The sequence below is a fragment of the Streptomyces nidicola genome (assembly GCF_050106155.1).
Lineage (GTDB): Bacteria > Actinomycetota > Actinomycetes > Streptomycetales > Streptomycetaceae > Streptomyces.
Map to the genome: position 1 here is coordinate 2,373,907 of NZ_JBNBPI010000001.1, position 19,002 is coordinate 2,392,908.

19 protein-coding genes are annotated in these 19,002 nt (G+C 70.9%); 3 read left to right on the top strand and 16 right to left on the bottom strand.

What is annotated here, in order from left to right; translation table 11 throughout:
- Nucleotides 1-7: 7 nt before the first annotated feature.
- Nucleotides 8-751 (bottom strand): amino acid ABC transporter ATP-binding protein, encoded by a 744-nt coding sequence (locus tag ACOKM3_RS10905; protein WP_426899335.1) that lies wholly within the window; start codon nucleotides 749-751, stop codon nucleotides 8-10.
- Between the two features lie 142 nt (nucleotides 752-893).
- Nucleotides 894-1,343 carry a DUF6278 family protein gene (locus ACOKM3_RS10910; RefSeq protein WP_426899337.1) on the bottom strand — a complete coding sequence of 150 codons (450 nt, stop codon included), beginning with the start codon at nucleotides 1,341-1,343 and terminating at the stop codon, nucleotides 894-896.
- A gap of 144 nt (nucleotides 1,344-1,487) precedes the next feature.
- Between ACOKM3_RS10910 and ACOKM3_RS10915 the strand changes: the two genes are divergently transcribed.
- Nucleotides 1,488-3,311 carry an SGNH/GDSL hydrolase family protein gene (locus ACOKM3_RS10915; protein WP_426899339.1) on the top strand — a complete coding sequence of 608 codons (1,824 nt, stop codon included), beginning with the start codon at nucleotides 1,488-1,490 and terminating at the stop codon, nucleotides 3,309-3,311.
- A gap of 3 nt (nucleotides 3,312-3,314) precedes the next feature.
- Here ACOKM3_RS10915 and ACOKM3_RS10920 read toward each other — a convergent pair whose 3' ends face one another.
- Both ACOKM3_RS10920 and ACOKM3_RS10925 read right to left on the bottom strand, forming a co-directional pair.
- Nucleotides 3,315-3,983, bottom strand: coding sequence for a class I SAM-dependent methyltransferase (locus ACOKM3_RS10920; protein ID WP_426899341.1), 669 nt, complete (start codon nucleotides 3,981-3,983; stop codon nucleotides 3,315-3,317).
- A gap of 52 nt (nucleotides 3,984-4,035) precedes the next feature.
- Nucleotides 4,036-4,815 (bottom strand): exodeoxyribonuclease III, encoded by a 780-nt coding sequence (locus ACOKM3_RS10925; protein WP_426899343.1) that lies wholly within the window; start codon nucleotides 4,813-4,815, stop codon nucleotides 4,036-4,038.
- A 145-nt stretch (nucleotides 4,816-4,960) separates the two neighbouring features.
- On the opposite strand from ACOKM3_RS10925, the gene ACOKM3_RS10930 reads away from it, so the two are divergent.
- Nucleotides 4,961-5,536 carry a hydrolase gene (locus tag ACOKM3_RS10930; RefSeq protein ID WP_266715331.1) on the top strand — a complete coding sequence of 192 codons (576 nt, stop codon included), beginning with the start codon at nucleotides 4,961-4,963 and terminating at the stop codon, nucleotides 5,534-5,536.
- Between the two features lie 39 nt (nucleotides 5,537-5,575).
- Here the strand turns inward: ACOKM3_RS10930 and ACOKM3_RS10935 are convergent, their stop codons facing one another.
- From ACOKM3_RS10935 to ACOKM3_RS10975, 9 genes are all read right to left on the bottom strand, one after another.
- Nucleotides 5,576-6,211 carry an MBL fold metallo-hydrolase gene (locus tag ACOKM3_RS10935; RefSeq protein WP_426899345.1) on the bottom strand — a complete coding sequence of 212 codons (636 nt, stop codon included), beginning with the start codon at nucleotides 6,209-6,211 and terminating at the stop codon, nucleotides 5,576-5,578.
- A gap of 56 nt (nucleotides 6,212-6,267) precedes the next feature.
- Nucleotides 6,268-7,563 carry a bifunctional 3-oxoadipate enol-lactonase/4-carboxymuconolactone decarboxylase PcaDC gene (pcaDC, locus tag ACOKM3_RS10940; RefSeq protein ID WP_426899347.1) on the bottom strand — a complete coding sequence of 432 codons (1,296 nt, stop codon included), beginning with the start codon at nucleotides 7,561-7,563 and terminating at the stop codon, nucleotides 6,268-6,270.
- Between the two features lie 145 nt (nucleotides 7,564-7,708).
- Complete coding sequence (locus ACOKM3_RS10945) at nucleotides 7,709-8,290, bottom strand: sugar kinase (protein ID WP_426899349.1); 582 nt, start codon at nucleotides 8,288-8,290, stop codon at nucleotides 7,709-7,711.
- A 71-nt stretch (nucleotides 8,291-8,361) separates the two neighbouring features.
- Complete coding sequence (locus ACOKM3_RS10950) at nucleotides 8,362-9,525, bottom strand: ROK family glucokinase (protein ID WP_327656907.1); 1,164 nt, start codon at nucleotides 9,523-9,525, stop codon at nucleotides 8,362-8,364.
- 220 nt (nucleotides 9,526-9,745) lie between these two features.
- Nucleotides 9,746-10,606 carry an ATP-binding cassette domain-containing protein gene (locus ACOKM3_RS10955; RefSeq protein ID WP_426899352.1) on the bottom strand — a complete coding sequence of 287 codons (861 nt, stop codon included), beginning with the start codon at nucleotides 10,604-10,606 and terminating at the stop codon, nucleotides 9,746-9,748.
- Entirely contained in the window at nucleotides 10,603-11,652 is a 1,050-nt protein-coding gene (locus tag ACOKM3_RS10960) for an ABC transporter permease (protein ID WP_426899354.1), read from the bottom strand. The genes ACOKM3_RS10955 and ACOKM3_RS10960 overlap by 4 nt, the downstream gene beginning before the upstream one ends.
- Nucleotides 11,649-12,653, bottom strand: coding sequence for a sugar ABC transporter substrate-binding protein (locus tag ACOKM3_RS10965; protein WP_426899356.1), 1,005 nt, complete (start codon nucleotides 12,651-12,653; stop codon nucleotides 11,649-11,651). Before ACOKM3_RS10965 ends, ACOKM3_RS10960 begins: the two co-directional genes overlap by 4 nt.
- Nucleotides 12,654-12,790: 137 nt before the next feature.
- Nucleotides 12,791-13,798 carry a sugar ABC transporter substrate-binding protein gene (locus ACOKM3_RS10970; protein ID WP_426899358.1) on the bottom strand — a complete coding sequence of 336 codons (1,008 nt, stop codon included), beginning with the start codon at nucleotides 13,796-13,798 and terminating at the stop codon, nucleotides 12,791-12,793.
- 128 nt (nucleotides 13,799-13,926) lie between these two features.
- On the bottom strand, nucleotides 13,927-14,691 hold the full coding sequence (locus tag ACOKM3_RS10975; RefSeq protein ID WP_426899360.1) for a GntR family transcriptional regulator: 765 nt from the start codon (nucleotides 14,689-14,691) through the stop codon (nucleotides 13,927-13,929).
- 148 nt (nucleotides 14,692-14,839) lie between these two features.
- On the opposite strand from ACOKM3_RS10975, the gene ACOKM3_RS10980 reads away from it, so the two are divergent.
- The gene (locus tag ACOKM3_RS10980) at nucleotides 14,840-15,853 is read left to right on the top strand and encodes a Gfo/Idh/MocA family protein (RefSeq protein ID WP_426899362.1); all 1,014 of its coding nucleotides are present in this window, start codon (nucleotides 14,840-14,842) and stop codon (nucleotides 15,851-15,853) included.
- Nucleotides 15,854-15,865: 12 nt separating this feature from the next.
- Here the strand turns inward: ACOKM3_RS10980 and ACOKM3_RS10985 are convergent, their stop codons facing one another.
- From ACOKM3_RS10985 to ACOKM3_RS10995, 3 genes are all read right to left on the bottom strand, one after another.
- Complete coding sequence (locus ACOKM3_RS10985; protein WP_426899364.1) at nucleotides 15,866-16,294, bottom strand: PaaI family thioesterase; 429 nt, start codon at nucleotides 16,292-16,294, stop codon at nucleotides 15,866-15,868.
- A 36-nt stretch (nucleotides 16,295-16,330) separates the two neighbouring features.
- Nucleotides 16,331-17,521: a cytochrome P450 family protein gene (locus tag ACOKM3_RS10990; protein WP_426899366.1), complete on the bottom strand. Its 1,191-nt coding sequence runs from the start codon at nucleotides 17,519-17,521 to the stop codon at nucleotides 16,331-16,333.
- Between the two features lie 231 nt (nucleotides 17,522-17,752).
- Nucleotides 17,753-18,988, bottom strand: a complete 1,236-nt coding sequence (locus ACOKM3_RS10995; protein ID WP_426899368.1) for an ROK family protein — start codon at nucleotides 18,986-18,988, stop codon at nucleotides 17,753-17,755.
- Nucleotides 18,989-19,002 lie beyond the last annotated feature (14 nt).

Below are 19,002 nucleotides of genomic sequence, written 5' to 3' on the forward strand. Positions count from 1 at the left end.
CCCCCGGTCAGTGCTTCAGGATCTTGGAGAGGAAGTCACGGGCGCGCTCGCTCTCCGGGTGGGTGAAGAACTCCTCGGGGCTGCGGTCCTCCACGATCTTCCCGTCCGCCATGAAGACGACGCGGTCGGCGGCGGTGCGCGCGAAGCCCATCTCGTGGGTGACGACGACCATCGTCATGCCCTCGTGCGCGAGTTGCTGCATGACCTCGAGCACCTCGTTGATCATCTCCGGGTCGAGTGCCGAGGTGGGCTCGTCGAAGAGGAGGGCCTTGGGGTCCATGGCGAGGGCGCGGGCGATGGCCACGCGCTGCTGCTGTCCGCCGGAGAGCTGGGCGGGGAACTTCTCGGCGTGCGCCGCGAGTCCGACGCGATCCAGGAGTTCGCGGGAGCGCTTGTCGGCCTCCTCCTTCTTGCGCTTCCTGACCTTCAGCTGGGCCAGCGAGACGTTCTGGAGGACCGTCTTGTGCGCGAAGAGGTTGAACGACTGGAAGACCATGCCCACTTCGGCGCGCAGTTGTGCGAGCGCCTTCCCCTCCTCGGGGAGCGGCTGTCCGTCGAGCCGGATCGCTCCGGACTCGATGGTCTCCAGACGGTTGATCGTCCGGCAGAGCGTCGATTTGCCCGACCCCGAAGGGCCGATGACCACCACCACTTCCCCCTTGCCGACGGTGAGGTCGATGTCCTGGAGGACATGCAGCTCCCCGTAGTACTTGTTCACGTCTCGCAGCTCGATCAACGGATCGACGGCCATCGGCAGTCCCTGCCCACTTTCAGCTGTGTCGGTCCGCGCAAACTATCCACGCTTACATGGGACTTAACAGACGACACGCACTTATGGGCATTAACCGTATTTGCGGCTTTGAGGCTCAACTACGCGGCGCTCCGGGCACGGTCTACGACTCGGCGGCCTCCGCGTAGAACTGGGAGAGCTCGGGCGCCCCGCTCGCCGCCCACTCGTGCCCGGCCTCCACGACGTCGATCTCGCGGCCCGACTCGAGCCGCACCACCGGCTGCCCGTTGTCCCAGATCACCCAAGTGGCGCCCGAGACGTGCCGCACCATGACGGAGCCGAGATAGAGTCCCGCGTCGTTGCCCAGCCAGTGCAGCGTGTCCTCGTCCTCCCGCCAGCGCGGCACGAGTTGGTCGAGGGCCTCCAACGACCGCACCGACTCGTCCAGTTCGACCCCCGCGTCGTCGGCCTGGGAACGCAACAGCTCGCACTCGGAGAGGAGTTCGACAAGTCCGCTCTCACCCTCGTCACCTTCGTCGCCGGCCGGGAACACGGCGACACCGTGGGCCGGACCCTGCTTCTTGCGCCAATTAGCCGCGAAAGGGATCTTCATATCGCCCAGATTGGCATCCGGGCACCGGCCCGCACCACAGGCGCGCGGAGGTGGCGCCGCGCGGAGTTCAGGAACCGGACACCGGCCTTTCTCCCCCGTTTACCTCGCGGCACATTGACGGGCCATCACCTCGTCCTTAGCTTCATGGCGCAACCACCACGGCGGACACACAAGCGGAGGGAGTCGGTCTTGCGCCGACGCATTTGGGGAGCCGCGTTCATCCTGGCCGTCTGTGCGGGGGTCACCCCTGTCACCGCGGCCCACGCGGCACCCGCCAGACCCGGGCCGCTCCCCCTGGAGCGGCTCTTCGACAACCGGGCCGTCAGCGACGACACGCGGCCCGGCGAAGCGGACTTCGACGGCGCGGGCAGCTCCCTGTCCGCGCAGGACCTCACCGCGGCCGGCTGGACGCCCGGCCGCACCATGGAGCTCGACCGGGCCCGGCTCACCTGGCCGCGGGCCGCGGGGTCGGGACCCGACAACGTACGGGCGAACGGGCAGTCCGTACGGGTGAACGGGCGCGGGGACGCGCTCGCCTTCCTGGTCGCCGGGACCGGCGGCGACGCGACCGGTTCCGGCACCGTGCGGTACGCGGACGGCTCCCGCTCGACGTACCGGCTCACCGCGCCGGACTGGCGCTCCGGGCCGCTCGCCACGAAGGCGGTGGCGCTGCCGCACCGGAACACGCCCTACGCCCAAGTCCCCGAGAAGACACGGCTGTACGCGGTGACCGTGCCGGTGCGCAAGGGCCACCGGATCTCCTCCGTCGACCTGCCGAGGGCGCCGAAGGCGGGCGGCGGGGCGCTGCACGTCTTCGACCTGTCCGTGCGCGCGGCGACGTCCGGGTGGACGGGCAGCTGGTCGGCCTCGCCCGCCGGATACACCGCGGTGGGGCCGTGGGCGGACCGCACCATCCGGCTCGTCGTGCACACGAGCACCGGCGGGCCGAAGGTCCGCATCCGCCTTGAGAACACCTTCGCCGCGACCCCGGTGCGGATCGGGAGCGCGTCGGTGGCGGTGCAGGGGGCGGGGGCCACGGCGCTCGGGAAGCCGGTGCCGCTGACGTTCCGGGGCTCCTCCGGCACCCAACTCCCGGCCGGCGGGCAGGCGTTCAGCGACCCGGTGGACTTCGACGTGCCCGAGAGCGCCAACCTTCTCGTGAGCTTCCATCTGCCGGATCCCGTCACCGCGGCGCCCGTGCACAGCCAGGCCATCCAGCGCAGCTACGTGAGCACGACGGGCGATCACGCGGCGGAGGCGGACGGCTCCTCGTACAGCTCGACGATCTCGTACTGGCCGCTGCTCACCGGGGTCGACGTGGGCGGCGGCCCCGGCTCCGTCGTGCTGCTCGGCGACTCCATCACGGATGGCGTGAAGTCGACACTCGACGCGAACCACCGCTGGCCCAACGTGCTCGCCACGCGACTCCTCGCCCAGTCGAAGGTGCCGCACTACGGCGTCCTCAACGAGGGCATCTCCGCGAACCGGGTCGTCGCCGACCGCTACCCCGGCGACGGGCTCTCCACCGACACGGGCGGCGTCAGCGCGCTGCACCGGCTCGACCGCGATGTGTTCGCGCAGACCTCGGCGAGGACGGTCGTCGTCTTCCAGGGTGTGAACGACGTGCGCTGGGGCGCGAGCGCCGAGCAGGTCGAGGCGGGGCTGCGGGAGATCGTCGAGCGGGCGCACGCGCGCGGACTGAAGGTGATCGGGGCGACCATCACGCCGTGCGAGGGCGAGGCCCTGTGCACGCCGGCCGCCGACGAGCAGCGGGAGGCGATCAACTCCTTTGTCCGCAGCGCCGGTTCGGGCTTCGACGGCTTCCTCGACTTCGACGCCGTCGTGCGGGACCCGGCCCACCCGGCGCGGATGCTCCCCGCGTACGACAGCGGGGACCATCTGCACCCCGGTGACCCGGGTCTGAAGGCGCTGGCCGACTCGATCGACCTGAACGTGCTCAGGCCGTAGCGGTCAGGCCGTGGCGGCCGGCTTCCGGGCGATCAGGATCCCCTGCCTGCCCTGGGTCGCCCGCTCGTAGTCCTCGGGCTCGCGGATCAGCTTGGCCTCCACCGGGAGGCCGGACTGCTCCACGAGCCCGACGACGTGCTCCGGGTCCAGCCAGTAGACATCCAGCGAGAGATCGTGGCCGTAGGCGTGGTCCAGGTGCCGCAGCAGGTCGCCCACCTTGAAGCCGAGCAGCAGATAGCCGCCGGGGGCGAGGACGCGGTGGAACTCGGCGAACACCGTGGGCAGCAGCTCCGGCGGCGTGTGCACCGTCGAGTACCAGGCGACGGCGCCGCCCAGCGAGCCGTCGGCCAGATCGAGGGCGGTCATCGTGCCCTCCTCGAACCGCAGTCCGGGGTGAGCACGACGGGCCTCCGCGACCGTCTTCGGCGAGAGGTCGATGCCGAACGCGGAGAGCCCGAGGGAGTTCAGATGGGCCGTCACATGTCCGGGCCCGCAGCCGAGGTCGGCCACGGGCCCGCCGCCCGCCCGCTTGACGCGCTCGGCGAAGACGCCGAACACCGCATGCGCGTACAGGTCCTGCGGGAAGAGCGGGGGAACGATCTCGGCGTAGGCGCCGGCGGCGGTGTCGTAGGCCAGTTGGGTCGAGTTCAGGTACGTCGTCAGATCCGTCACGGGCGCAGACGCTAGCGCCCGCCACTGACAACGGGGCCGGACCCGGACGATCTCAGACGTCGAGGTCCACCACGACCGGCGCGTGGTCGGAGGCGCCCTTGCCCTTGCGCTCCTCGCGGTCCACGTAGGCGTCGGAGACGGCCTTGGCGAACGGCTCGTTCCCGTAGACCAGGTCGATGCGCATGCCCTTGTTCTTCGGGAAGCCGAGCGCGCGGTAGTCCCAGTACGTGAAGGGGTGGTCGTACTTGAGGGGGCGCGGCACGACGTCGCTCAGGCCCGTCTCGCGCAGTGCCGTGAGCGCCGCCCGCTCGGCCGGGGTCACATGCGTCGCCCCGTCGAAGAGGGAGATGTCCCAGACGTCGTCGTCCGTCGGCGCCACGTTGTAGTCGCCCATCACCGCGAAGGGGCGCGAGCCCGCCGCGTCGCCCGCGACCGCCGCCTTCAGGGCCTCGAACCACTGGAGCTTGTACGCGTAGTGCGCGTGGTCCACCTCCCGCCCGTTCGGCACGTACACCGACCAGACGCGGACCGGGCCGCAGGTCGCGGAGACCGCACGGGGCTCCTCCACGCCGTCGTAGCCGGGATCACCGGGCACGCCCTTGACCACGTCCTCCAGGCCCACGCGGGAGAGCAGCGCCACCCCGTTCCACCTGCCGTTCGCGTTCACCGCCGACTCGTAGCCCAGCTCCCGCAGCTCGTCCACGGGGAACTGCTCCGCCGAGCACTTGGTCTCCTGGATGCACAGCACGTCCGTGCCACTGCTCTCCAGCCAGGCAAGGAGGCGCGGCAGCCGCGCGGTGATCGAGTTCACGTTCCAGGTAGCAATGCGCATGTCCCACAACCTACCCGGCGGGTCTGACAGCGGCCGATCCCGTGCCGTGGCGTGACATCGCACCCGCCCATCACACTCTCGCATCACACCCTCGATCGACAGGTAATCTTGCAAGTTTTTCTGTTAGACAGTTAGCCTGTCGAACATGACGATCAACACCCCCCTCGACGAGCGTCCCGCCCTCGTCCTCATCGACCTCCAGAACGGCATCCTCGGCCTGCCGACCGTGCACCCCTCCGCCGACGTCCTCAAGAACGGCGCCAAGCTCGCCGAGGCCTTCCGCGCCAAGGGCCTGCCGGTCGTGCGCGTGAAGGTCGCCTGGTCGCAGGACGGCGGCGACCTCCCGACGGGCCGCGCCGCCGCGGGCGCCATGACGCAGGCGCCGCCGCCCGCGTTCTCCGAGTTCCCCGACGAGCTCGGCCCGCTCGGCGACGACATCGTGATCACCAAGCGGCACTGGGGCGCCTTCACCGGCACCGAGCTGGACCTCCAGCTGCGCCGCCGCGGCGTCACGCAGATCGTGCTCTGCGGCATCTCGACGTCCATCGGCGTCGAGTCCTCCGCCCGCTCCGCGTGGGAGCTGAGCTACAACCTGGTGCTGGTCGACGACGCGACGACCGACACGGACGCCGAGTCCCACGAGCACAGCTTCGGCAAGATCTTCCCGCGCATCGCGGAGATCGGCTCCACGGACGAGGTCGTCGAGCTTCTTAAGAAGTAGCCCGCACACGCTCTTCTTAAGAGGTAGCCCGCGGGCACCTCAGACCTGCGCCGAGCCCCCGGGGGTGAGGCGCAGGTGCTCCGTGCCACCCAGTCCGCCGATCTGGTTGTCGTAGATCGGCCGGGCGAGGTCCGTGAGCAGCGCGTCGTGGATGTCGTACGCGCGGCGCGGCTTGACCTCCCGTACGTAGTCGATCACTTCGGCGATCTTGTTCCAGGGCGCCATGACGGGCAGCATCAGCGTCTCGACCGGATGGTCGGGGACGGTGAGGGCGTCGCCGGGGTGAAAGACCGTGCCGCCGTCGACGAGATAGCCGACGTTCGTGATGCGCGGGATGTCCGGGTGGATCACGGCGTGCAGCTCGCCGTGCGCCTGGACGTCGAACCCGGCGGCCGTGAACGTGTCGCCGTGGCCCACCGTGTGGACGCGGCCGGGGAACGCGGCGGAGATCTGCTCCGCGACCGACCTCAGGGTCCAGATGTGCGCGCCGGGGTTGGCCTCCATCCCGGCGCGCAGCCGGTCCTCGTTGAAGTGGTCGGGGTGCTCGTGCGTCACGAGGATCGCGTCGGCACCGACGGCCGCGTCCTCCTCGGAGAATCCGCCCGGGTCGATGACGAGCGTCTGCCCGTCCTTCTGGAGCCGGACGCAGGCGTGGGTCTTCTTCGTCAGCTTCATACGTCCCATCCTGCGCCCGCCCGCGCCCCGTTTCACGCCCCGGGTCGCTCCAGGGATCACTCCTGGGGCGTGGTCTCCTCGCGGATCACCTGCTGCGCCACCTTGAACGCCGCGTTCGCGGCCGGGACGCCGCAGTAGACGGCGGTCTGCAGCAGGATTTCCTTGATCTCCGCGGCCGTGAGGCCGTTGCGCAGCGCCGCGCGCGTGTGGAACACCAGCTCGTCGAGGTGGCCGCCCGCGACCAGGGTCGCCAGGGTCACCGAGGAGCGCGTGCGGCGGTCGAGCCCCGGACGGGACCAGATCTCGCCCCACGCGTAGCGGGTGAGGAACTCCTGGAAGTCACCGGAGAAGTCGTCCGCCGTGGACAGCGCCCGGTCGACGTGCGCGTCGCCGAGGACCTCGCGGCGCGTCTTGAGGCCCGCGTCGTGCGGGTCGGGCCGGGTCGCGGCCTCCGGCTGCTGCGCGGCCGCGATCTCCGCGCGCGGCGGGGCCGACGGGGGCGGCGGCGCGAGGACCGGCTTGACCGGGGCGGCCTGGATGGCGGTCTGCCCGGTCTCGTGGACGGCGGTCCAGGCCGAGGTGAAGTGCCGTACGAGGAGGTCGGTGACGGCGGCCGGCTGCTCGACCGGGGCCAGGTGGGAGGCGCCGGGCACGACCGCGAGGCGGGCGTCCGGTATGCCGGCGACCAGCGTGCGGGCCTCGGCGGGCCCCGTGACCTGGTCCTCCGAGCCGACGAGGACGAGCGTCGGCACGCCGATGTCGGCGAGGTCCTCGCGGACGTCGAAGGCGGCGAGCGCCTCGCAGGAGGCGATGTAGCAGCCCGGGTCCGTCGTGCGGACCATCTGCACCGCCCAGTCCGTGATCGCGGGCTGCGCGGAGGCGAAGCCGTGCGTGAACCAGCGCTCGGGCGCCGTACGGGCGATGGGGTCCAGGCCGTTGCTGCGCACGATGACGCCGCGCTGGCGGAACTCGTCGGCGGTGCCGAACCGCGGCGAGGCGGCGATCAGGGCGAGCGACGCGACGCGCTCCGGGTGGCGCAGCGCGAGCTCCGCGCCGATCGCGCCGCCCAGCGAGCAGCCCGCGTAGCCGAAGCGCTGGATGCCCAGGTCGTCGAGCGTGGCGAGCAGCCGCTCCGCGAGCGCCTCGACGGAACCCGCCGGGTGCGCGGGGGAACCGCCGTGTCCTGGCAGGTCGAAGCGGAACACCCGCCAGTGCTGGGCCAGCTCGGGCACCTGGCGGTCCCACATGTGCCACGTCGTGCCGAGCGACGGGCCGAGGATGAGCACCGGGGCGGAGTCGTCGTCACGGCCGTCGAATCGGTACTGCAGGCGCGGGGTCTTCGTGTCACTCACACCCGCCACGCTAGCCAGTGCACCTGAGCGATCTAGTGGCGGGTCCCCACAATGGACGTGACGTGTTCACTCCGGGTTCGGGGTGTGGACCAGGAGTGGGGACGCCGTGAAGAAGACCGGACCCGGGCACGGGTCATGGGTGCGCTCAGGGGTGCGTCATCGACACCACGTACACCATGGGGTGGTCGGGGTTGGAGCGGTTCACGACGATGGTCTGGGTCGGCGACGGGTCCTTCTGGGCGTGGGTGAGGCCGTACCAGGGGCCAGGGCCCGTGAAGTCCCAGCCCGCGATCTTCCGGTCGCGCTCGCTGATCGCGATGTCGTCGGTCGCCAGGTCACCGACCGTGTAGCCGGCGTCGACGTTCTCCAGGAACTCGTCGAGTCCCTTGTTGCTGGTGAGGAACTGCGCGTACAGGCGGCTCACCTTGTAGTTGTTCGTCTCGTAGTAGGCGACGTTGCGCGAGTGCGCCGGGATCGGGATCTGGTAGAGGCGACGCTGCACCTTGGACGGCCAGCCGACGGTGAGCCCGGTGATCGAGTACTTCGCCTCCTTGTCCTTGCCGCTGTCCCGGCTCTGGCCCGCGGAGATCACCAGATAGCCGGCGGGGATGCCGATGAGCAGCACGATGGTCAGGAGCGTGAGGACGCGGCGTCGGATCACATGGCCGCGGTCCTCGGCCGGTCGCGGCGCTTCGTCCGCGGACGGGGGCTGGCGGGGCACGGTCATGGCTGGCTTTCCTGTCACTGTCTCGGGCGTCGTCCGCGGCGTCTGAGGCGTCTGAGGCGCTGGCACCCGGGCTAGCCCTGCTCCGCGCCGTCCACGGGCGAGCCGGTCGTGCTGCGCGTGCGGGCGTACCTCTCGTACCGCTCGTGGCGCTCGACGCGGCGGCGCTTGGCGCGGCGGAAGCGGCGGGCGACGAGCCGGGCCAGGTCCGCGGCGCCGACCATGCCGGCCTCGGGGCCGAGCTGGGCGCGGGCGATACGGGCCTCGGGCCGGTAGCCGCGGCCGGTGAGCTGCCGCTTGAAGGCGTCCCGCGCGGGGACGATCAGCAGGTCGTCGGCCGCCGACACACCGCCGCCGATGACGAAGCACGACGGGTCGAGCGCCGCCGCCAGGTTCGCTATACCGACGCCCAGCCACTGGCCGATGTCCTGGAGCAGCTCGACGCACATGGCGTCGCCCTCGCGGGCCAGCTGCGTGATGAGCGGCCCGGTGATGTCGGGGATGTGCCCCTGGACCCGCTCGATGATGTTGTACGCGACCGGGGAGTCGGCCGCGGCGAGCTCGCGGGCCTCGCGGACCAGGGCGTTGCCGGAGCTGTACTGCTCCCAGCAGCCGCGGTTGCCGCACGGGCAGCGGTGCCCGCCGGGGACGACCTGCATATGGCCGAACTCGCCGGCGACGCCGAACTTGCCGCGCTTGACCTGTCCGTCCTCCAGGATCGCGCCGCCGATGCCCGTGCCGAGCGTGATCATGACCAGGTGGTCCTCGCCGCGTCCGGCGCCGAAGCGCCACTCCGCCCAGGCGGCGGTATTGGCGTCGTTGTCGACGAGCACGGGGACCGCGAGGCGGCCCGCGAGGCGGTCGCGGAGGGGTTCGTTGCGCCACGACAGGTGGGGCGCGAACAGGACGCGGTTGCGGTCCGCGTCCACCCAGCCGGCCGCGCCGATGCCGACGGCGTGCACGTCGTGCCGGTCGGAGAGGTCGAGCACCAGCTCCGTGATCGTGTCCTCGACGACCTTGGGGCTCTTGGACTTGTCCGGGGTCTCCGTACGGAGCGTCTCCAGGATGGTGCCGTCCGCGTCGACGACGCCGGCCATCACCTTCGTGCCGCCGATGTCGATGCCGACGGTGGGTACGCGCGGGGCCGTCGTGTGCGAGCGGCGCTCGCGGGTGCCGACCGTCCGCAGGACGGTGGCCCGTGCGCTGCCACGGTGTGCGAGGTCGCGGTAGGTGCTCATTGCGGCGATTCTGCCTCACGGGGCGGCTCCGCCGCATACCGGGTTTTCCGCCGCGTCGGGGCGGGCCGGAACGTCTGCCTCCAGCCACACGGCGTTGGCGTGCGCAGTTCCCCGCGCCCCTAAAGGGGCGCGGGGAACTGCGCAAAGGTGACCAACGACGCGACGCGCAGCCGCCCGGGGAACCCGGAAACCCACACGCAGGCGCGCGTAACGGAGGCCCCTACTTCCCGGCCCCGTCAGCCGTATGACCGCCCAAATGCGTCGGCACCGGCGCCCGCTCCAGCTCATGCTGAAGGTCGTCCAGCTCGCTGCCGCCCGCCATCTGCCGCGTCAGCTCGTCCAGCGTGATCTCGTCGCGGGAGTGGCTGCCGAACATCCCGCCCCGCTTGAGCAGCACGAACCGATCCCCCACGAGGTACGCGTGGTGCGGGTTGTGCGTGATCAGCACCACGCCGAGGCCCGCGTCACGTGCCGCCGCCACGTACTTCAGCACGACGCCGGACTGCTTGACGCCGAGCGCCGCCGTCGGCTCGTCGAGGACGAGGACCTTCGCGCCGAAGTAGACGGCGCGGGCGATGGCGACGCACTGGCGCTCACCGCCGGACAGCGTGCCGATCGGCTGGTCGACGTCGCGCAGGTCGATGCCCATGCGGGCCAGTTCCTCGTGCGTCGTCCGCCGCATCAGCTCGACGTCGAGGCGCTTGAAGGGGCCCTTCCCCTTCGTGGGCTCGGAGCCCAGGAAGAAGTTGCGCCACACCGGCATCAGCGGCACCACGGCGAGGTCCTGGTAGACCGTGGCGATGCCCCGGTTCAGGGCGTCGCGCGGGTTGCTGAGGCGGGTCTCCTCGCCCTCGATCGAGAACCGGCCGCCGTCGTGCTGGTGCAGACCCGCGATGATCTTGATGAGGGTCGACTTGCCGGCACCGTTGTCGCCGAGGACGCAGGAGATCTCGCCCGCGTGCACGACGAGCGAGACGTCGTCGAGGGCGCGGATGTTGCCGTAGAACTTGCTGACGCCGTCCAGCTCGACGAGCGGCGCGGGCGCCGTGTCCTTGGTCGTCATCTGCTCGCCAGTCGTCATTTGCTCGCCTCCGCGCGCTTGCGGACCCACGCGTTGAGCAGGGTCGCGAGGAGCAGCATCGCCCCGAGGAAGAACTTGAACCAGTCCGAGTTCCACTCGGCGAACACGATGCCCTTGCTGGTCATGCCGAAGATCAGCGCGCCGATGGCCGCGCCGACCGCCGAGCCGTAGCCGCCGGTGATCAGACAGCCGCCGATGACGGCCGCGACGATGTAGATCAGCTCGTTGCCGACGCCCTCGCCGGACTGCACGACGTCGTAGGAGAAGAGCAGGTGCTGGCCGGAGATCCAGGCGCCGAACGCGACGCCCATGTAGAGGCCGATCTTCGTCTTGTTGACCGGGACGCCGACCGCGCGGGCCGAGGCGAGGTCACCGCCGACCGCGAAGATCCAGTTGCCGATGCGGGTACGGAGCAGGATCCAGGTGGCCACCAGGACGAGGGCGAGCCACCAGACGATCGTGATCTTGAAGTCGACGCCGCCGATGCTGAACGTGGAGGCGAAGACGGACTTGGCCGAATCGAAGCCCTCCATGTCCGCGATCGACTTCGTCGAGACGGTGCCGCTGATCAGCTTCGTGAAGCCCAGGTTCATGCCCGTCAGCATCAGGAACGTGCCGAGCGTGATGATGAAGCTGGGGAGTTTGGTGCGGGTCAGCATGACGCCGTTGAAGACGCCGATGGCGAGCGTCACGAGGAGCGAGACGCCGACGCCCACCCAGGTGTTCGCCGTCATCTGGTAGCTGAACATCGACGAGATCAGCGCCGAGGACGTGACCATGACGCCCGCCGACAGGTCGAACTCGCCGCCGATCATCAGCAGCGCCACGGGCACGGCCATGATGCCGAGGGTCGAGGACGCGTACAGGACCGTCGCGAGGCTGGTCGGCCGCAGGAAGCTGTCCGCGAAGATCATGAAGAAGATGAAGACGGCGACGGCGCCGATGACCGAACCCAGTTCGGGCCGGCCGAGCAGTTTCTTCCACGGCGAGGCCTTGACCAGCCGCTCGTCGACCTTTTCCGTGCTTGGTGGAGTCGTCGTACTCATCGCGTCCCCCGCTTCGCGTACTCCTGAAGCTTGGCTGCCTGGTCCTTGGTGACGATCTCGGGGCCGGTCAGGACCGGCAGGCCGCCGCCGAGCACATTGGCGTTGTACCGGTAGAGCCACAGCAGGTCCACGGCCTCGTAGCCCTGGAGGTAGGGCTGCTGGTCGACGGCGAAGCCGAGGTCGCCGTCCTTGAGGCCCTGGGCGACCTTGTCGTTCAGGTCGAAGGTGTCGATCTCGGCCTTGCTGCTCGCGTCCTCCTTGGCCTTCACCGCGGTGGCGGCGAACGGGGCGCCCAGCGTGACGACCGAGTCGATCGACGTGTCGGACTGCAGCTTGGCCTCGATGGAGGACTGCACGTCGGGCATGTTGGTGCCCTCGACGTACAGGTTCGTCATCTTGCCGTCGAAGGTCTTCTTGGCACCCGCGCAGCGCTGCTCGTGGCCGACGTTGCCCTGCTCGTGCAGGACGCAGAGCGCCTTCTTCTTGCCGCGCTTGTTGAGCTCCTTGCCGACGGCCTCGCCGGCGATGGTCTCGTCCTGGCCGATGTGCGAGATGGCGCCGTACTTCTTGTAGATCTCCGAGCCCGAGTTCACCGTGATGACGGGGATGCCGGCCTTCTCGGCGCGGGCCAGGGCGGACTTCATCGCGTCCGGCTTGGCGAGCGTGACGATGATGCCGTCGACCTTCTTGTCGACGGCGGCGTCGACGAGCTGCGCCTGCTGCTGGGCCTCCTCGTTGTGCGAGTAGAGGAAGTTGATGTTGTCCTTGGTGGCCGCCTGCCTGGCACCGTTCTGGACGATGTCCCAGAAGGTGTCGCCATCGCCCGAATGGGTGATCATCGCGAAGGTCCAGCGGGGCGTGTCCACCGCCGCCCTGCCCTGCGCGGCCTGGGACTTCCTGGCGTCCTCCGCCCGCTTGCCGCCGGTGCTGCTGCACCCTGCGAGCGAGAGGCCGAGAGCCCCCGCAACCGCGATGCTCACCCAGGTCCGAAACCGTGCCACGAGGCCGTGCCCTTCTTGGTCTGCTGCGTCATCGACCGGGATCGGCGGGCCGACCCCGGCGGACCGTACGCCGGTCCATAAGGACCCCATTCCGGTCCCAAACGCACAAGTATGGGTCACGGGGATCATGCATCCATTCACCGGGTACCGCGCGCGGTGTACTTCTCCAGGCGCGGCACGTCCTTCTCGGTGACGATCGCCGGGCCGGTGAAGACCGGCTCGCCGCCTCCGAGCACGTTCGCGTTGCTCTTGTAGAGCCACAGTTCGTCCACCGCCAGATAGCCCTGAAGATAGGGCTGCTGGTCGACGGCGAAGGTGACCTCCTTCGCCTTGAGGCGGCGCACGACCTCGGCGTTCAGGTCGAACGTGGAGATCTCCGCCTTGCTGCCCGCGTCGTCCTTGGCCTTCACGGCGAGCGCCGCGATGGGGGCGCCGAGCGCGACGACCGCGTCGATGTCCTTGCCCGCCTGGAGCTTCGCCTCGATGGACGACTGGGCGGAGGGGGCGTTCGTACCCTCCACGTTGAGGTTCTCGACGTCGCCCTTGAAGGTCTTGCGGACGCCGTCGCAGCGCTGCTCCAGGGAGACGTTGCCCTGCTCGTGGATGACGCACAGGACGTTCTTCTTGCCCTGCTTCGTCAGCTCGGTGCCGACCGCCTCGCCGGCCACGCCCTCCTCCTGGCCGATGTGGCTGAGCGCGCCGAACTTCTCCGAGAACTGCGAGCCGGAGTTGATCGAGACGACCGGGATGCCCGCGGTCTTCGCCTTCGCCAGCACGGACTCCATCGCCTCCGGCTTGGCCAGCGTCACGACGATCCCGTCGACCTTCTTGTCGATCGCGGCCTGCACCAGCTCGGCCTGCCCCTTGGCCTCCTTGTCGTTGGAGTAGAGGAACTGGACGTTGTCCTTGTCGGCGGCCTGCTGGGCGCCCTTGCGGACGATGTCCCAGAAGGTGTCGCCCTCGCCGGAGTGCGTGACCATCGCGATCTTCATGCGGGGCGTGCTGACGGCCTTGCCGCCGCCCTTGCCGTCGGCCTCGTCCTCCGAGTCCTTGCCGCCCGAGCCGCTGCATCCTGCGGCGAGCGCGAGCACGGCCACGACGACGACGCTGCCTGCGGCCGTGCGGGCTTTGCGGGTCCTGAGCATGGTGGAGCCACCTCTCCTCCGGCCGCCCGGTGCGGCTGGAGGTGTTTGTAGCCGGGTCCCACCGCAGCGTCAATGAATTTGTCAGAACATTCTGACGACCTGCGCTCCGTCGACCGGGCGCACAACTCTCAGGACCGTACGAGGAGTTGGAACTCGAAGGAGTAGCGCGAGGCCCGGTACGTGTGCGAGCCGAACTCGACCGCGCGGCCCGTGTCGTCGTACGTCGTGCGCTGCATGGTGAGCAGCGGCGCGCCCTCCTGCTCGCCGAGCCGCTCGGCCTCGACGGCGGTTGCGGCGCGGGCGCCGACGGACTGGCGGGCGCTGTGCAGGGTGATGCCCGCGGCCCGCATCAGGCGGTACAGGCCGGTCGCCACGAGCCGCTCGTCGTCGAGCGCGAGCAGCCCTGTGGGCAGGTGGTTGCAGAGGTACGCGACCGGTTCGCCGTGCGCGAGCCGCAGCCGCTCGACGCGGTGCACCTCCTCGCCCTCCGCGACGCCGAGCGCCGCGGCCGCCTCCGCGGGGGCGGGCACGAGGGTGTTGGCGATGACCCGGGTCTCGGGGCGCTGGCCCGCCGCCTCCAGATCGTCGTACAGGCTGGACAGTTCGAGGGGGCGCTTGACCTGGCTGTGCACGACCTGGGTGCCGACGCCGCGGCGGCGCACGAGCAGCCCCTTGTCGACGAGCGACTGGATGGCCTGGCGGACGGTGGGCCGGGACAGCCCGAGCCGGCCCGCCAGCTCGATCTCGTTGCCGAGCAGGCTGCCGGGGGTCAGGGCGCCGCGCTCGATCGCCGCCTCCAGCTGCTGGGACAGCTGGAAGTACAGCGGCACCGGGCTGCTGCGGTCGACGCTGAGACCGAGGTCGACGGTCGGGTCGGCTGGGGGTTTGGACACGGAGCGAGGCTATCGGTGGGAGTTCTTGACGGGAAGTCCGGAGGTCCGGTTGTCAGGACAAGCGCTTCCAGCGACCCTCCGGCGCGGACGGGTGTTTGTCAGGACAAACGATTGACACCCACCCGGGGGCGCGTCACCGTTGGGTGCCATGCGCATCGGACTCATCGGAACGGGCCGCATCGGCACCTTTCACGCGGGCGTACTGGAGCGGTACCGGGAGGTCGGCTCCCTGGTCGTCACGGACGCCGAACCCGCACGAGCAGTCGCGCTCGCCGACCGCATCGGGGCGACGGCCGCCCCGAGCGTCGACGAGATCTTCACGTGGGGCGTGGACGCGCTCGTGATCACCGCGGCGACCTCGGCACACGCGGAGCTGATCGGGCGGGCGGCGCGGGCCGGGCTCCCGGTCTTCTGCGAGAAGCCGATCGCGCTCGACCTGCCGGGCACGCTGGCCGCGCTCGCGGAGGTCGAGGCGGCGGGCACGGTGCTCCAACTCGGCTTCCAGCGCCGCTTCGACGCCGGGTACACGGCGGCGCGGGCCGCCGTTCAGGAGGGAAAACTCGGCCGGGTGCACACGGTGCGAGCGCTGACCTCCGACCCGGCGCCGCCACCGGCCGCGTACCTCCCGCTCTCCGGCGGGCTCTACCGGGACTGCCTCATCCACGACTTCGACATGCTGCGGTGGGTGACCGGGCGCGAGGTCGTCGAGGTGTACGCGACCGGTTCCGACGCCGGGCCCGGGATGTTCCGCGAGGCGGGCGACGTGGACACGGCCGCGGCCGTCCTGACCCTCGACGACGGCACCCTGGCCACCGCCACCTCGACGCGGTGCAACGGCGCCGGCTACGACGTGCGCATGGAGCTCTCCGGGGAGCGGGACACCCTCGTCGTCGGCCTCGACGACCGGACCCCGGTCGCCTCCACGGAACCGGAGGGCCCACCGGCCGCCACGAAGCCGTGGCCCGGCTTCCTGGAACGCTTCGCCCCCGCGTACGAGGCCGAACTGAAGGCCTTCGTCGACGTCGTCCGCGGCGAACGCACCAACCCGTGCGACGGCCGCGAGGCCCTGCGCGCGCTGCGGGTCGCGGAGGCGTGCGAGGTGTCGCGGGCGGAGCGGCGGGTGGTACGGATGGAGGAGATCGCCGGGGGCCAGCCGCAATAGGGCGGACCCCTGCTACACGGTGAGCACCGTGCCCTGCGCCACCGCGCACAGCGTGGGCTCGCCGCCCTCGCCGTCCGCCGTCGTCAGGTCGACGCGCACCACTGCTTGGCGGCGCCCCGCGTTCACCACTTCGGCGCGGGCCACCAAGACGGCCCCCTGGGCCGGCCGCACGTACTGGATGGAGAAGCCCGACGTGAGGACGGACGGCCCGAGGGCGGAGCCCGCCGCGAACGTCAGCGCGTTGTCGGCCGCGTAGGAGAGCACGCCGCCGTGCACGAACCCGTTCTGCTGCTGGAGTTCGGGCCGTATGTCCAGCTCGAGCGTGGCCACTCCGTGGCCGAATTCAGTGACCCTGGTCCCCAGCAGTCGGCTGAACGGCTGGGATTCCAGGGCCTTTTGGGCCATGCCGAGGTCGAAGGCGGGTGGCGTCGACGCGGTCATGGGCGGCTCTCCTGCATATACGGTCCGGTGAAGTGATCACCAGCGTACGGGCAGGCTCCTCGTGCCCCTGATGAGCATGCCGGGCAGCCACCCGTCCGGGTCCTCGGCGAGGGTCAGGTCGGGACACCGTTCCAGGAGGCTACGGACGGCGATGCGGCCCTCCAGGCGGGCGAGCGGAGCGCCCAGGCAGAAGTGGATGCCGTGGCCGAAGGCGACATGGCCGCGGGCGTCGCGGCGGATGTCGAAGCGGTCGGGGTCCGCGAAGCGGTGCGGGTCGTGGCTCGCCGTGGCGATGCCGATGAGCACCGGCGCGCCCGCCGGGATCACCGTGCCGTCGATGTCCACCGGCTCCGCCGCGAAGCGGTGCGTGGCCGTCTCGACCGGGCCGTCGTAGCGCAGCATCTCCTCCACCGCGCCGTCCAGGAGCGTCATGTCGGCGCGCAGCGCCGCGAGTTGCTCCGGGTGCTGGAGCAGGGCGCGGACGCCGTTGCCGATCAGGTTGACCGTCGTTTCGTGGCCGGCGATGAGCAGGAGGAAGGCCATGCCGCGCAGTTCGCTGGGCGAGAGGCGGTCGCCGTCCTCCGCCGTGGTCCGGATCAGCGCGCTCAGCAGGTCGTCGGCGGGGGCCGCGTCGCGTTTGGCCGCGATCAACTCGTCCAGGAAACCGACCAGTTCGACGTGAGCCGCGTAGGCCTCCTCCTCGCTGGTCGGCGCCACGACCTGCGTCGACATGCGGCGGAACCGCTCGCGGTCGATGTCGGGGACGCCGAGGAGTTCGCAGATCACCGCGAACGGGAGGGGGAAGGCGAGGGCGCCGATCAGGTCGGCGCTGCCGCGCGGCACCATGTCGTCGAGCAGCTCGTCCGTGAGCTTCTGGATGCGCGGGGCGAGCGCCGCGACCCGGCGCGGGGTGAACTCACGCGTGACCAGGGAGCGCAGGCGGCCGTGCTCCGGCGGGTCGGCGAAGAGGAGGTGCAGGCCCATCATGTCGCCCTCCAGACCCCACGGTGGGGTCTTGACCAGGCGGGGGTCGGTGAATGCGGCACGGGCGGCCTCGTGGCCGACGATCAGGTAGAGGTCCTCGGTGGGGCCGGGGCCGGGTGTGCGGACGTGGTGGACGGGGCCGCGGGTGCGCAGCCGCGCGTAGACCGGGTAGGGGTCGGCGTGGAATCGGGGCGCGCCCCCGGCCAGTTCTCCCAGGTCGACGATCTCACCGTTGTCGGTCATGTCGTGCCGCCTCCCGTTGCCCGGTTCTGGCTTTCGTCGTGTCAACTCCTGGCGTTCCCCGTGCGTTCCCGTCCCGGGGGTGACCGTGGGCGTTGCCCACGTCGCGGGGCTCTGCCCCGGACCCCGCGCCTCAATCGCCGGCGGGGCTGGAAAGATCGGGGCTCCGCCCCGGACCCCGCTGCTCAATCGCCGCAGGGGCTGAAAATGCCCAGTCGCCGCAAGGGGATCGAGCTAGCCGTCACTTGATCGGCCGCCCGTCTCCAGGAATCTCGCCAACGGCAGCGTCGCCGCGCCCACCGTCACCGCGTCGGGGCCCAAGCGGCCCAGTTCCACCGTGGTTTGGGTGAAGGGGTGGTGCAGGGCGTAGGACGCGGCCGCGCGGCGTACGGGGGTGAGCAGGCGGGGGCCGAGCATGAGGCCCGCCCAGCCGCCCACGACGATCCGCTCCGGGTTGAACAGGTTGACCAGGTCGGCGATGCCCGCGCCGAGGAACTCCGCCGTCTCGTCCAACAGGCCCCCCGTGGAGGGGTCTTCGAGGAGCTCGGCCAGCGCGCCCTCCTCGTCCGCCGCGGCCCAGCTGCCGCCCGCCTCCCGCCAGCGCGCGAGCAGCGCCTCCGCGCCGACGTACGCCTCCAGGCAGCCGCGGGCGCCGCACCGGCAGACCCTGCCGCCGACCTGAAGGACGGTGTGGCCCCACTCCCCCGCGCTGCTGGACGCGCCCTGGTAGGGCAGGCCGTCGGCGATGACGCAGGCGCCGACGCCGGAGCCGATGAGCGCGATCACGGCGTTGCGGGCGCCGCGGCCCGCGCCGAACCACATCTCGGCGCGGCCGAGGGTCTTGGCGCCGTTGTCGAGGAACAGGGGGAGCTGCGCCGGGAGTTCGGGCGGCAGACCGTCGGGGGCGCGGAGCATGGCCTCCAGGGGGACCCCGTCCCAGCCGATGGTCTGGCCGTGCACCACCGCGCCGCCCCCGCCCGAGGCGTCGACGATGCCGGGCACGCCGATGCCGACGCCGAGGAGGGATTCGGGGGCCACCTCCGCGTCGGCCAGCACCCGTGTCAGGCCCGTGGTGATGAGACGTACGACGTCCTTGGCGTCGCAGCGGCCGTCGCGCGCCGCCGTGGGCAACGGCTCGTCCACGCGCGCGAGTTCACCGAGCGCGAGGTCGAACAGCTCCACGCGCACGCGGGTCTCCCCGACGTCCACGCCCACGAGGTGGCCGCTGCGCGGGGCGACGCGCAGCAGGGTGCGGGGACGGCCGCCGTCGGACTCGACCGAGCCCGCCTCCTCCAGGAGTCCGTCGGCGACGAGCTCGGCCACCACGTTGCTGATGGAGCCCGAACTGAGCGCCGTGAGCGGCCCCAACTCCTGCCTGCTGAGCGGCCCGTCGAAGTACAGCTTGCTCAGGACGACGGCGCGGTTGCCGCGCCGCAGATCACGTACCGTCCGCCGACGTGGTGCCGCCATCCCCACCCCTTCGA